The 14,156-nt window shown below is 60.1% G+C and carries 9 protein-coding genes; all 9 read left to right on the forward strand.

Features of this window, described 5'->3' with window-relative positions; translation table 11 throughout:
• Positions 1-514: 514 nt before the first annotated feature.
• The 9 genes from murB (at position 515) to IPM12_02450 (ending at position 14,092) form a co-directional block, all read left to right on the forward strand.
• Positions 515-1,534 (forward strand): UDP-N-acetylmuramate dehydrogenase, encoded by a 1,020-nt coding sequence (murB, locus tag IPM12_02410; GenBank protein ID MBK9146655.1) that lies wholly within the window; start codon positions 515-517, stop codon positions 1,532-1,534.
• A 167-nt stretch (positions 1,535-1,701) separates the two neighbouring features.
• Entirely contained in the window at positions 1,702-1,923 is a 222-nt protein-coding gene (locus IPM12_02415; GenBank protein ID MBK9146656.1) for a hypothetical protein, read from the forward strand.
• The gene (locus IPM12_02420; protein ID MBK9146657.1) at positions 1,920-2,222 is read left to right on the forward strand and encodes a type II toxin-antitoxin system RelE/ParE family toxin; all 303 of its coding nucleotides are present in this window, start codon (positions 1,920-1,922) and stop codon (positions 2,220-2,222) included. The genes IPM12_02415 and IPM12_02420 overlap by 4 nt, the downstream gene beginning before the upstream one ends.
• A gap of 59 nt (positions 2,223-2,281) precedes the next feature.
• Entirely contained in the window at positions 2,282-3,310 is a 1,029-nt protein-coding gene (locus IPM12_02425) for a c-type cytochrome (GenBank protein ID MBK9146658.1), read from the forward strand.
• 27 nt (positions 3,311-3,337) lie between these two features.
• Positions 3,338-4,399, forward strand: a complete 1,062-nt coding sequence (locus IPM12_02430; GenBank protein MBK9146659.1) for a cytochrome-c peroxidase — start codon at positions 3,338-3,340, stop codon at positions 4,397-4,399.
• Positions 4,400-4,901: 502 nt separating this feature from the next.
• Complete coding sequence (locus IPM12_02435) at positions 4,902-5,966, forward strand: hypothetical protein (protein MBK9146660.1); 1,065 nt, start codon at positions 4,902-4,904, stop codon at positions 5,964-5,966.
• Positions 5,967-6,001: 35 nt separating this feature from the next.
• On the forward strand, positions 6,002-12,226 hold the full coding sequence (locus tag IPM12_02440) for a right-handed parallel beta-helix repeat-containing protein (GenBank protein ID MBK9146661.1): 6,225 nt from the start codon (positions 6,002-6,004) through the stop codon (positions 12,224-12,226).
• A gap of 70 nt (positions 12,227-12,296) precedes the next feature.
• Complete coding sequence (locus IPM12_02445; protein ID MBK9146662.1) at positions 12,297-13,781, forward strand: T9SS type A sorting domain-containing protein; 1,485 nt, start codon at positions 12,297-12,299, stop codon at positions 13,779-13,781.
• Positions 13,778-14,092 carry a hypothetical protein gene (locus tag IPM12_02450; protein MBK9146663.1) on the forward strand — a complete coding sequence of 105 codons (315 nt, stop codon included), beginning with the start codon at positions 13,778-13,780 and terminating at the stop codon, positions 14,090-14,092. The genes IPM12_02445 and IPM12_02450 overlap by 4 nt, the downstream gene beginning before the upstream one ends.
• Positions 14,093-14,156: the final 64 nt, after the last annotated feature.

Here is a 14,156-nt window from a genome sequence, read left to right on the forward strand (position 1 = left end):
TGGCGTGCGCGCTGCCTCCGCTTCCGGCTTCGATTTCGAAGATACCGGGTGCTCACCGCCCCGCCCGGCTCGCGGTTGCTTCCGGGCGGGGTCGGTACCTTTGCCTAGCTCGTTTCCATTTTCATTCGCGTGTTAGTGGGACATGTAGCAACCGGCCCCTGGCGTCGCAAGCGCTGGGGGCTTTTTCGTGAAGGAGGCCATGGCCTACCTTGTTGGGCTGGAAGAATAAGCAAGGCGCAAGGCGCAAGGCGCAAGGCGCAAGGCGCAGGGCGCAAGGCGCAGGGCGCAGGGCGCAAGGCGCAGGGCGCAAGGCTCAAGGTGCGGACGCCGCTCAGATATGAGGCATCGCTGGGCATGGTGAAGGTGATGCAAAAGGCTTCATTCAAGTTCAAACTAATCGAGCGATAGCTAACTGGTGGAACGAATGTATATGCTCGACGGGCAAATGCAAGCGATCGTGGAAAAAACGCGGTAACGAGAACCGGTCAGTCTTCACCGGTAAACTTGCGCGCCTATGCCCCTGCTCCGCAACGCCGACCTCCAGCCCTTCAACACCTTCGGCATCGCCGTTAAGGCGGATGCGCTCTGCAGCTTCCAAGCGGTGGAAGAATTGCGCGCGTTGCTGGCCGCGCCGGAGCTCAGTGCCCTGCCGCGCCTCGTGCTTGGCGGCGGCAGCAACATCCTCTTCACCCGCGATTTCGAAGGACTGGTGCTGCTGAATGAAGTCCCGGGCATCGCAATCGAAGCCGAGATGGACGATCGCGTCGTGGTGCGCGCTGGCGCCGGCGTGGTGTGGCATGACCTGGTGATGCACTGCGTGGCCAAGGGCTGGGGCGGGCTCGAGAACCTCAGCCTGATTCCCGGCAAGGTGGGCGCAGCGCCCATGCAGAACATCGGTGCGTACGGCGTGGAGATCAAGGATTGCTTCGTTTCGTTGGAAGCCTTGCGCGTGAGCGATGGTGAGGTCATTCGCTTCGATCGCTCGGCTTGTTCATTCGGCTACCGCGAGAGCTTCTTCAAACGCGAAGGCAAGGATCGATTCATCATCCTGAATGTCAGCTTTACCCTCACGAAGCGCGATCACCTCATCCGTACCGCCTACGGCGACATCCAAGGTGAGCTGTCCCGGATGGGCGTGGCGCAACCGACGATCAAGGATGTGAGCGACGCGGTGATCGCCATCCGCAGCAGCAAACTGCCGGACCCCAAGGTGCTGGGCAACGCAGGGAGCTTCTTCAAGAACCCGGTGGTGGATGCACGCGTCGCAGAGCGCATCAAGCTCGCTCACCCGAACGCACCGGTCTATCCAGCAGGCGAAGGCCACAGCAAGCTTGCGGCAGGCTGGCTCATTGAGCAATGCGGCTGGAAGGGCAGGCGCATCGGCGCATGCGGGGTGCATGAGAAGCAGGCACTGGTGCTGGTGAACCACGGCGGCGCCACGGGCGCTGAGGTCTGGGAACTGAGCGATCAAGTGCTTCGCAGTGTGCGCGAGCGCTTCGGCGTGGAGCTGGAGCGCGAGGTGAATATCATCTAGGCGGTTGGGGGTTGGGGGTTGTCCCGGGTCAAGCCCGGGATGACAAGGCAGGTTGAGGGTAAACAGCCGTCACTGATGCTGCAGCGTTCGAGGGCTGAGGGTTGAATGCCAATGACCAGCATCCAACGGGCATGCCCGGCGCATAGCTTTGGCGGAAACACGGTATCATGTTCACGAAGCTCGACCTGATCGAACGCATCATTGCCACCAATGATGAACATGTGCTGGCCAAGGTGAGCAAGGCGTTGGAGGCTGAGGCCGGCGAGTTCCGATTCACCAAGGAGCAATTGGCCATGCTCGAGGAGCGGCGAGAAGCGCGGCGGCAAGGCAAAGGCAAGGGATACTCCCTGAAGGAGGTGAAGGCCATGCTGAAGCGCAAGCGCGCATGAAGGCAAAGGCCATTGAGCTGCGTGACCTGGCTTGGCAGGAATGGCAGGAGGCCTCATTGCACTACGAGCTCGAGCAACCGAAACTTGGCGCGCGCTTCGACAAAGCAGTGCTCAAAGCCATTGAGGACCTGGTTCGCGTGACATGCAGCTACCCTGAACGGGTGAACGGTTTCCGATACGCCCCGGTCCAGGACTTCCCATATTGCATCGTGTTCGAGTTGACGGGTGGCCTAGCCATTGTGTACAGTGTTTTCCATATGAGTCGCAGACCATTGCGATCGAAGAAGCGGCGGCGCTGAATCCGGACCCCGCTATGTCAGCGAATCGATTCGTACTTCCGACCGCTCTCGCGGCCCTGATGTCATGCCATCATCCGCCCAAGAACGCTGCACCAACCGGATCAACACCCCTGCGACTCGAGCTCCCCGCTTGGGCTATCGCCGACACCGCGCTCCGCCTCGATTCCCCCTACGATAATCCGCTCACCGTGGAAGGCGCAGCGCTGGGCCGCATGCTCTTTCATGAAAAAGCACTGAGCGCCGATGGCTCGCTCTCTTGCGCCAGTTGCCACCTGCAGCGCTTCGCCTTCGCGGACAGCGCGCGCTTCTCCAGCGGCATGAGCGGCCAGCGCACGGCGCGCAACAGCATGCCTTTGATGAACCTGGCGTGGGACCATTTCTTCTTCTGGGACGCCCGCGCCCTCAGCCTCGAGCTGCAGGCCTTCGAGCCGGTGACCGCGCACCGCGAGATGGCGAGCCGCTGGATCGAAGTGAGCCATCGCCTTGCGCAGGACAAGCGTTATCCGCCGCTCTTCGCCGCCGCCTTCGGCGATGCCCGCATCGACAGCCTGCGCATCGCATTCGCCCTGGCGCAGTTCGAGCGCACCATGGTCTCACTCGATTCGCGATTCGACCGCTACTTCTACGGGAAACAGGCCGATGCGCTCAATGCGCAGGAGAAGCGAGGCAAGGACCTCTTCTTCACCCGCGCGCATTGCGTCGATTGCCACGAGCCGCCGCTCTTCAAGGGGCATCATGTGCTGAACATCGGGCTCGACAGCGTGCCCACGGACCTCGGCATGGGTGCTCGCACGGGCCTGCCCTGGCACGCGGGGCGATTCAAGACCCCTACGCTCCGCAACATCGCCGTGACGGCGCCATACATGCACGATGGCCGATTCGCCACGCTGGAGCAGGTCGTCGATTTCTATGCGGATGACGTGTTCACGGCATCGCCCACGCTCGATGAGCACATGCTGCCCTGGCGCAAAGGCGAAGTGCGGCTCTCCAAGCAGGACCGCACGGACCTGGTTGCCTTCCTGCGCACGCTCACCGATTCGGCCTTCCTCGTTGATCCGCGTTTCGGCCCTCCCGGCCACCGCCATTGATCGTCGCACTATCGATCTTCGCCACGCATGCGGCGCCTCCCCTTCCTATTCGCCTTGCTCGCCATCGCGGCGTGCCGCAAGGATCCCGCCGTGGAGCAGGCGGATGCCTTCACGGGGCCCACGCCCTTGGCGCTGGAACTGCCGCCTTGGACGCAGAACCTGCCGCATCCGATGAACCTGCCCGCCGACAATCCGCTCACCGTGGAAGGCGTTGCGCTGGGCCGCAAGCTGTTCTATGAGAAAGCGCTGTCGGACAACTATAGCCTCAGCTGCGGATCGTGCCACCAGCAGGAGTTCGCCTTCAGCGACCCGCGTAGATTCTCGCTCGGATCGGATGGGTCCGTGGGGCGGCGGCAATCGATGCCCGTGCAGAACATGCTCTGGGACCATCTCCTCTTCTGGGATGGCCGCGCGGCTTCGTTGGAAGAGCAAGCCTTCGGCCCCGTGGTGAATCACCTCGAGATGCGCAACCGCTGGCCCGTGGTGGAGGAACGGCTCCGCCGACTGCCCAACTATCCCGAGCTTTTCGCTCGCGCCTTCGGATCCCCGGACATTGACAGCGTGCGCGTGGTGAAGGCCATCGCGCAATTCGAGCGCACGCTGCTCAGCTTCGATTCGCCCTTCGACCGCTACTACTACAGCGGTGATGCCACGGCCATGTCCGATGCCCAGGTGCGCGGCATGGACCTCTTCTTCGGCGAGGCCGAGTGCGACCTCTGCCACATGGCGCCGCTCTTCCAGGACCACGACCTGCGCAACATCGGCATGGCGCCCGGACCGGATCAAGGATTGGCGGAGATCACTGGCCTCGTGAGCGATCGCGGCCGCTTCAAGGTGAACAGCCTGCGCAACATCGCCGTCACCGCGCCCTACATGCACGATGGGCGCTTCGCCATGCTGGAAGAAGTGATCGACTTCTACGCAGACAGCGTGAACATCAATGAGCCCAATCTCGATAATCACATGTGGCCCTGGACCGGCGGCCAGATCGACCTTGATGCGCAGGAGCGCGCCGACCTCAAAGCCTTCCTGGAAGCCCTCACCGATGAGCGCTTCCTGAACGATCCGGCGTTCAGCGAGCCGCAGTGAGGGCGTCCACTGGCACGGGCAAACCCTACAGATTCAGCCTCGGTTCCCCTTTTGGCATCGAAGTAAAATCTCGCACGAACCCACCGTTGCCCAACCCTCGCAGGAAATTACGCTTCGATCGGACCTCATGACTGCCTGGTAAGTACTCCGTGCTTGCCAGAATGAGCCGAAGCCAAAGGCGTAACACCGCAATCCATGAACGCGGAAGCGGGGCGCGGCGCAGCAACCTGTGTGGCAACCCGTGAGTGATGCAGAACGAATTGCCGACACGCGTTAGGCAAAACAAGAAGATGTTTATACCTTCGTTCATATGAGCAGCGCTCGGGTGAGCAAGCGCTGTTCTGAAGGAGAGGGGACTGCTTCACGAATGGCCATTGGAGCGGACGGCAACGAGGGTGCAGGAATCTATGGGATTGCCGGTGTGCGACCAGAGGATTGATGGATTGACCTTTTCTGCTCAACAGCCCACTGCGGGATGAATTGCACGAAATGTCCTGTACGCATGAGACCAACGCAACGGCTCCAAACACTGCTGCTGTTGATGCCCGCTGCGGCCCTGGCGCAAGCTCCGAACGATTCATGCTTATCCGCCACCAATCTCATCATCAACGAATCCGGAGCGATGTGCATTTGGGAGCCGATCGGGGTGCCGGGCACCGAGGTGTTCACCGAATCAACCACCTTAGCTGGTCCAGAGTTCCCTTATCCCTCTTCTGGATTGGCCTGTTCGGGTTACGCGTTGAATCAAACGGTTCCTTCGAACGATGTTTGGTACCGCTTCCAGCCCCTTTGCTATTTCACCTTGGAAGTCAGTCCTGGTCCATTCTATACCACGGACTCGGTGCAAATCACGATATGGCATGGACCGGATTGCAGCCAACTCGTGCCAGCGCAGTGCTTCAGCCTTACTCCTGCAGACACGATCTTAACCGAGTTAGGGAATTACGAGAACAGTTCATACTACCTGCAGATCAGCAGCACGAGCTTGAGCACGAGCTCGCAGTTCTCCTTCTGCCTCAGGGGTGAAGGGCAACCTTGCGCCCCGCAGGTGTATGCGTACGGAGCACCCACGCCGGTGCTCTGCTTCCCTTTTGAAGTCAACACGATCGACGCTGCTGCGGTGTCTGCACCAGGCGGAGCGAGCATCTTGCTAGATGACGCGTACGGACCTTACACGATTGTTTGGAGTGATGGCGTAACGGACCTCTTCAGTCGCAATGACCTTCCCGTTGGAGAGCACAGCGTTTCGGTCACCGCAGCGAACGGCTGCACGGAGGTCATTCCATTCGCGATAAACCTGGATCCCAGCCTAGGCTTCTATCACTCGACGCAGGCAGTCCCTCGCATCTATATGGATGCCAATGGGTGGGTCGTTGACCTCGGCAATGCACCCCATGGTTCAGGGACCCTGGTCGTGTACGATGCTTGCGGCAAACGACTCTTTTCACGTGCGTTCGGCGACGCATCCCGCATAGGGATCGGGGCTTTGAAGCCCGGTGTTCATCTCGCCACTTTGAATTACGCGGACGGCCGTGCGCTTCGCCTCTCCTTTGTTGCCACGCCTTGAGCCGCTCGATCAAGCATTCACGACACGAAAGCGCCATGAAACCCTTGAGCCGCACCTCTGAGATTATTGCTTCATTCTGGATGACCTGCACCATGCTCCCCTTGTCAGGCATTGTGTGCGCCCAGATCAATGGCATCCCTGACCATGCCAACGTTGTTGCCTACGACCGTTTCGGAGAAGCCATCCCCATGCACGACCTGGTTGTGCCTGAAGCAGCCCCTGCCTTTGGGGGGGGGGCGACCTCGTGCGTAGCCGGGTGGTTCAATCTGGTGTTCACGGACAATAACACGGGCTTCAACGATCCAATATGGGGCCCAACGTACCGCGACATAGCGTGCCGTGTATTCCGGGACCTATCTGAGCTGATTGAGCCCGCCAATCATCCGTACACACTCCAGCCGCCTTCAACGGGCTTCGTGAACATTCAGATGCGATTGTCACCGCTTCAGGTCCCGGGCGTATTGGCACAAGGCACGTCTATTTATAGCCCGATCAATTTCAGTAATGGAGAATATGTCACACCAGCAACCATGCAGCGCCGGGTGTTGGATGGTGAGGTCTGGAAAACGATCAACGGCGGCTATGACTCTTGGATTCCGCAAACCACTGCAGGCGCACCGTTCCCGAATTTCGCAGGCCAACTGTTCCATGGTCGGATCCAAGTTGACTTTAATCAATTCCCGAATACCAGTTGGCACCTCAACCCGGCGGCGCCCGTCCCGGTTCCGCCGTTTGACCTGCATTCGGTCATCTTCCACGAGGCGCTGCACACCCTTGGTGTCGCTTCATTGATCAATGCGGCCGGCGGTAGTGCGATCGGTGGCTCGAATTACTATTCTCGCTGGGACACTCGCTTGCAGGTCGCTGGAGCACCCGTAGTGACGAATCAATGGGTGTGCAATGCGATAACGTATTCGGGTGCTGCTCTCAATGGCAACTGCGGCATGACCTTCACCGGCCCGAACGCCAATGAGCCTGCCTTCTCACCGGCCGGGTTCATTCCAGGAACCAGCCTCAGCCACTTGGACGGCACGTGTTCCGGAGGCCTTGCGTTCTTGATGGAGCCTGCGGTGTTCACCGGCCAGACCCGCATACCCACGCTTGCCGAGGCACAGGTCCTGTGCGATCTGGGCTACCGGACAACTACGACCGTTGGCACGGACCCGGCCTGGATCGGCACGGTTGCCACCAATTATCCACCCTGCGGTTCGCGCATTGCGGGAGTGGACGACATGTTCCGATACGCCACCGGCGAGCAGTACACCTATCAGCAAGGACAAGCGGCCCCACTCATCATTGACGACTTCCTCCTGAATGATGAGGACCAGGCGAAGCCCAATACCGTGGCAGATGAATACGACCCCTGCGTGGAGATCCTCGTTGGCGGCGGGGTGGTCAACAATATAACGAGCACCTCCATCGACTACACACCGGATCCGGATTTCCTGGGCTGGGCCGTACTCCGATACCATCCGATCAACTCCAGCAACGGCACCCACGGGAACTACGCGCACATCTTCATCATGGTCGAGCCATCTGCCAGTTGCGAAGACTGCAACATCGTGAACGGCTGGGATTTGGAGAGTATATCATCCGAGTACTGCATGCCCTACTCGAATTTCAGGATCTCCGGACCCATGCAAGGGAATACACCGGACCACATGTACTTCAATGGGACGAATTGGGTTGAGGATTCCGGAACCCCAACTGGCAACCTCACCTACTTTAACTTCTGCTCATCCAGCCCGCTGCCGGTGCCTCCTTCTCATAATGGCGCGCCGCTCAACCAGCACTACGCCGCCATGGTGGTAGCCGGCGCACCTGGCAGCCCGTCGTTCAATCAAGAGGGCTTGGCATTCGAACTCTGCGTTCCCATGCAGCCCAACTTGAAATATGTCCTGGACTTCTGGGCGCGAGTGCCAGCATCACCGTGCAACGCAGTGGTGGATTTCCGCGCATTCGAGCAGCAACCGTGCACGCAAGCACAAGGACAAACCGACGTGAACGGGGGCGCCATTTCGTGCGGCGGTGGTCCCACGTTCGCGGCTATCACGTTCACGGCGGCCCAGCCGCTCAACAACCAGTGGGTGAACTACACGACGGCTCCATTCACCTTCCCTCCCGGGCCGAGCGCGAACTGGCTAGTGGCCTACGCTTCACAGAACGGTGGGAACGGCACGGTGTACATCGACGATGTGCGCATCCGCCCAGTGATCGAGATCACCGGCGTGGTCACCAATGCCTGCTTTGGGCAGGAGGATGGGCTGATTGATATCACTGTTGTGGGTGGGTCTGGGACATACGAGTTCAGCTGGAGCAACAGTTCCACTGACGAAGACCCAACCGGGCTTGCTCCGGGCGACTACACCGTGGATGTAACAGATGCACTGCTCGGTTGCTCGGCTACGGCGAACTTCACCGTGGGATCGCAGCTCTGCGGCGACCCGATTACCGTCTCCAAGACCGTCTCCACGTCGCAGACCTACGCCGGCTCACCCGTCACTTACACCATCACGGTGTGCAACAACACGGGCAGCACCATCCCTGGTGTCACCATCACCGATGCCATCGTGTTCGGTGACCCGCAGTACTTCCAGCTCTGGCCGGGCTACACCAACCCGCTCGCCGGCAGCGGCATCACCATCGACCTGCCGCCGGGCTGCCAGACCTTCACCTATGTGGGCTTCTTCACCAACCTGGGCACCTACCTCAACGAGGTTCATGTGGACGGCCCCGGCAACGAGGACCCTTGGGACAATGCCATCGTGAACATTCTCGAGGGATGCCCTTTAGTCGTGGGTGGCGCTGGGGACTGCACCGAAGGCCCTGTGACGCTCTGCATGGCCTATCACAGCGTGGTGCCCAATGTGGGCGCAGTGGAGTTCGATTTGATCTATCCGAGCTTCCTGTCACCGCCAACAGACCTGAGTGGCGCGACGAGCAGTTTCACCCTGAGCTCGAACAGCTACATAGGCCCTGCGATGGCGCCGCCGTTCACGTTGCCACCCGGCATGGCCGTGGTGCATGTCTATATCGAGTTCTTGAATGCGCCCGTGCTGTTCGCCGGGTTCGGCGGAGTGGTCTGCATCCCCTTCACCGTCAACAGCGCGCCGCCACCCAGCCAGAACGTGTTCTACACCGGCACGATCGGCAATGCCGGCCTGCTCAATTTCACCACGGTGTTCGATCCGCAAGGCAACGAGGTCGACCCTCCGGGCTTCCTCACGCAAGCCGCCAACATCATCCTCACGGATTGCCTTGTCGATGGTCCGAACCCGCAATTCACCATACAACAAGACGCATGCACGGGCATCGTGAACGTGCAAGCCGACTTCCAGGATCCCGCCGCCATCCACATCTGGACCTGGGGTGACAACCGCACCACGCCCGTCAATGGTGCCAGCAGCTACACTTACGACTACTTCGCGGAGATCACCACGACCAACGGCTGCACTGCATGCGCCCCCATCCCACCGGCCGCGCCGGGTACTTACACCATCACCCACACCGTGATCCTCAACGGCGTAGCCAGCACCAGCACCCAGCAGGTGGATGTGTATCCGTGCTGTGCTGCGGCCACCATCATCCCGGCTGGAAGTACGGCCAGTTCAGTTAATGCGTATTTCACCGGACCCGTGGCCATCCAGGGCGATTTCCTCATTGATCAGGACGTGACCTTCGAAAATGCTGAGGTGACCGTTGCGCCGGGCGCACAGGTGCTGATGGAACCGGGCCGCTACCTCCGCATCGAGAGCAGCTCGTTCGCCGCCTGCAACAACGTGATGTGGAAAGGCATATCCGCCAACGATGGCTGCATCGTGCTGATGAACGAATCGAGCATCGCCGATGCTGAGAACGCATTCAAGGCGCTCAACAGCGCCATCCTCATCGTCGATGGCTCGGAGCTCGTGAACAACCGCGTGGCCTTCAGCGTGCCCGGGCAAGGGCAGTACAACAGCGTGAGCATTAGCGTGAGCAATACAAGCGCGCATGCCGAAGGCCCGCTCGCGCAACCGTATGCCAACCAGACCAGCGTGCTCGGCGATGTGGGCTACGCCGCTTTCGATGTGAATGACATGAGCCTGGACTTCACCGGCGGTGGCAACAGCATCCACCACATGAGCAACGGAATCGTGGCGCATGGAAGCGATGTCAGCGAAGAGGGCTGCACTTTCAATGACATTCAACCTGACGCGGCATACACCGACCTAGGCGTGGCCAACGGCAGCGCCATCTACGCCGATAGCGAAGGCGCATGGAGCAGCTTGAAGCAGTACGGGTACGGCAGCGCGGCCACCGACCAAGCCTCCTTCAGCTATTGCCGCTGGGGCTTGTACACCAACAACATGAACGTGGTCTCCGCGCACAACCGCATGACCGATATGGGCACCGCACACCGGATCGAGCACAGTTTTTACCGCGAGGTGAGGGTGTTCGACAACCGCGTCCATTGCAAGTACCACGGCATGGATCTGCGCTTCAACGATGGCGCCAATAGCGTGCTCGTCGAGGGCAACCACATCACCTTCGGCGATGACCAGGAGTGCATCTCGTGCCGTGGTTACTGCGGCATTCGCGTGGCCGAAGCGCTGGGCACCAACCCCAGCTCCATCATCCGCCACAACACCCTGCAGTTCGTGAGCAACCCCGCCTCGCGCCACGGCATCAACTTGAGCTCGGCCGCCAACTGGCAGGCGTTGGACAACACCATCAGCATGACTCACCGGCAGCACAGCCTCAATGGCATCATCACCAGCGGTTGCCAGCGCGTTGTGCTGAGCTGCAATACGGTGGACAATACGGATCCGCAATACGCCACCTACCCCAACCTGGCTCAGAGCGGCATTCGCAACTGGGAGGGCCAGGACATGCTGATCAGTTGCAATACTGTGGATAGGACCACCAACGGCATGCTCTTGAGCGGCTATGCCAGCGACGTCGATCTCAAGGGCAACACCTTCCGCAACCACCGCTGGGGACTGCATCTGGAGTTCGATGCCATCATCGGGGAGCAGTTCTACAAGGGGAATACATGGCAACAGGCCGCGCCAAGTGGTGGTTACCAGGCGTACTATGAGAATGCGACCAATGCAGACCTGTATAAGTTCAAGGTGAACGGGTCTTTGCAGCCGCCTTCTGGTGGCAGCTATGTGCCTACTTCAATCTGGCCTGCTTTCGGGTGGTTCCTGAATATGCAGGAAGAGCCGAACTACGATTGCGAAAGTGATTTCGCGTGTGATGGCTTGGGCGAGCGTTGCACGGGTTGTTCCCCTGAACTGATGCAACGCATCGCAGACGGCACTTTGGACAATGCGGATTACACGCCCGAGACGCGCTGGACCATGAAGGGCGACCTGTACGAACTGCTTACGGAGGAGCCTGAGCGCTTGATCGGCAACCCCTTGCTCCAGGAATTCTACACCGATGTGGAGACGGAGGTGCTCGCGCAACTGAAACAGCTCGAAGGCGAGCAACTGGCGCTCTATGGCCTGGATGCCACCGTGAGCGCGGCCCTGGCATTGGGCGCTGCGCAACTGGTCGCCTTGCGGTTGCAGTTGCATGCCGAAGTCCAAGCCGTAGGTGATGAGAGTATCACGGCCGCGCAGCGGCTAGCACATGCACAGGCGATCAATACGCTGCAAGCCTCCATCGCGGCCTTGCTGGCCTACCATGGCGATGCGCTGAGCCTGGCCACGAACAGCCGCGCCCTCACCGCCGAAGGCGTGCGGGCCACCAACGCAGCCATCGCAACGGGCGACCACATCGAAGCGAACAACAAGACGGTGAACGAGGTGCATCTGGCTACGCTCGCGAAGAACATCACGGACTTCACACCTGCCCAAGCTGAAGCGCTGCTGGCCGTCGCCGACCAGTGCCCGCTCTCTGGCGGGAATGCCGTGTTCCGCGCGCGCTCCCTCTACAGCCTGATCGACGATGCCCACGAGTACGACGATGCCGCGCTTTGCCTGCAGCAAGGCTTGATCACGAAACGCAGGCCCATGGCTGCGCAGCTTCTATGCGCCTTAGTGCCCAACCCGGCGAAGGACCAAGCATTGCTGATCCTTGATGCCGCGCTGAAGGATCCCTCTTCGTTGGTGATGGTGAATGCCATGGGCGCTGAGGTGCTCCGCACCTTGATCCCTGCAGATCAACCCCGAACCGAAGTAAACCTTGCAGGCTTGGCATCAGGCATCTACCACTACACCTTGGTCGGAGCTACGGGAGTAATAGGTCGTGGCAAGTTGGCGGTTGAGCGCTAGGCTCATGTCCGCTGTCTTGCATCCCTGGGCTTCGCGGTCCAATGAACGAGGCTCAGTCGTTTGCTGCTGCATGGCCCTATGGCATGCTCTATTCTTCGTTTGCGTTGGTCACTGCCAGCAATACGATGCCCGATGGGCGGGAGGGTATCCGGGTGGTCCAGCACCAGCATTTGGCGGGAACAAGACCCTCTTCCTTTCCGATGAGGTCACGTACAGCGTGCAGGAGCCTCATTCCCTCTTCATGGAAGAAGGTGTGGCGATGATCACCAATGAAGAGGATTCGCTATTCGCGTACATGAACGGTTGGCGCTTCAACAATGCGGCACATTTGCCCATGCTCAACGGGGATGGCTTCAATCCATCCTCAATAGGCAGCACCGATGATGGGCTCCGCGCCAGTTATTCACAACTGATCGTGCCCTGGCCCGCGCATCCGGATTCGTTCCTGCTCTTCCACAATGTACCGGATGCGTACTGGCCGGTTTCGAACAATGTCTATTCAAGCAAGCTGTACTACTCGGTGATCGTTCAAGGCCTTGATGGCGATACCCTGGCTGGTGTTTCCTCGAAGAACAATGTGCTGCTTGAGGAACCGATGCTCAGGGGTGGGCTGGGCGTAGTAAAGCACGCCAATGGGCGCGATTGGTGGCTATTGAGCCATGGCATGATGAACGATGAATTCGTGCTCTTTCTCCTTTCGCCTAGCGGGATCGATGGCCCGTTCTATCAGGCTATCGGTGATGTGATGGAGGGCTCAACTCCAGCTGCCATCTTCTCCATGCAAGGTGATCGCCTAGCATACGGGCAATTCGTCAGCGGCTTGGACATCTACGATTTCGATCGATGCACCGGGATCCTTTCGAACCGGCGCAACGTGAATTTCACTGAACAAGCAACATTCCGTGTGGGCCAGTTCTCCCCCGATGGCTCCAAGATCTACGTGCCCGCTGGGATCTACATCTACCAATTGCAGCTCGAGCCGGATGGCGACCTGGCAGCGATCGATACGGTGGCTTTCTACGACGGCTTCTATGACGACAACCCCGTCTTCGCCACCTATTTCGTTTACCCCATGCTGGCCCGCGATGGCCGCATCTACATCAGCACCGGCAACAGCACCCGCTACATGCACGTGATCAACGAGCCGGACCTGCCTGGCGATGCCTGCGGTGTGGTGCAGCATGGGCACCACCGCGCAACATGGTCAGCGAACTCAATTCCCTACCGCCCCAATTACGGCCTAGGCCCGGTTGTGGGCAGCGTTTGCGACAGCCTTGATCTGAGCACCGGCGCTTTGGAATGGCCCGGCGATGCAGTGCTGCGCGCCAGCCCAAACCCAACCACCGGCACGGTGCTCTTGCGCTGGCCCGGGCAGCCGGAGGCGGGCAATTTGGAGGTGCTGGATACGGAGGGCCGCGCGCTGCTGCGGCGGCGCATCTCGCCATGGACCGGTGAGCATGCGCTGGACCTGAAAGCGGCATCGGGGATGTACCAGTGCCGTCTCGTTTGGGGATCACGATTGCTGAGCACACGCATCATCCTTATGGAGCCATGAGACAGCGCACACTCGTTCTCTTGCTTGCGCTGCTGCCCATTTGGGTGTTGGCACTAGCGCCGCCTCAACCGGAGCAGCCAGTGCTTGCGAAGCAGCCCTCGCCATTGAACGCCACCACCCTGGCCGTGCTGCTCGCCAACCAGCCTAAGGGGTTGAGCTGGGACCAATGGCTGTGCATCATGAAAGGCCCCGATGGGCCAGTGCTGTACCCCCTGCGGGTAACGGAAACCATGCTCGATACCTTGGAGGGCCGGGAGATGGACCTGCGGTTCAGGTACATGGTGATGAAGGAGCTGCCTGCGCACCGGTGATGTTGTGGTGCTGAGCCCATGGCCCTCACCGATGAGCGCTTCCTGAACGATCCGGCGTTCAGTG

Source organism: Flavobacteriales bacterium, from assembly GCA_016716605.1.
GTDB lineage: Bacteria > Bacteroidota > Bacteroidia > Flavobacteriales_F > PHOS-HE28 > PHOS-HE28.

What these genes read in the sequence shown, in the direction of transcription:
- murB (MBK9146655.1), top strand. Translation starts at nt 515, where the DNA reads ATGCCCCTGCTCCGCAACGCCGACCTCCAGCCCTTCAACACCTTCGGC.
- IPM12_02415 (MBK9146656.1), top strand. Translation starts at nt 1,702, where the DNA reads ATGTTCACGAAGCTCGACCTGATCGAACGCATCATTGCCACCAATGAT.
- IPM12_02420 (MBK9146657.1), top strand. Translation starts at nt 1,920, where the DNA reads ATGAAGGCAAAGGCCATTGAGCTGCGTGACCTGGCTTGGCAGGAATGG.
- IPM12_02425 (MBK9146658.1), top strand. Translation starts at nt 2,282, where the DNA reads ATGTCATGCCATCATCCGCCCAAGAACGCTGCACCAACCGGATCAACA.
- IPM12_02430 (MBK9146659.1), top strand. Translation starts at nt 3,338, where the DNA reads ATGCGGCGCCTCCCCTTCCTATTCGCCTTGCTCGCCATCGCGGCGTGC.
- IPM12_02435 (MBK9146660.1), top strand. Translation starts at nt 4,902, where the DNA reads ATGAGACCAACGCAACGGCTCCAAACACTGCTGCTGTTGATGCCCGCT.
- IPM12_02440 (MBK9146661.1), top strand. Translation starts at nt 6,002, where the DNA reads ATGAAACCCTTGAGCCGCACCTCTGAGATTATTGCTTCATTCTGGATG.
- IPM12_02445 (MBK9146662.1), top strand. Translation starts at nt 12,297, where the DNA reads ATGGCCCTATGGCATGCTCTATTCTTCGTTTGCGTTGGTCACTGCCAG.
- IPM12_02450 (MBK9146663.1), top strand. Translation starts at nt 13,778, where the DNA reads ATGAGACAGCGCACACTCGTTCTCTTGCTTGCGCTGCTGCCCATTTGG.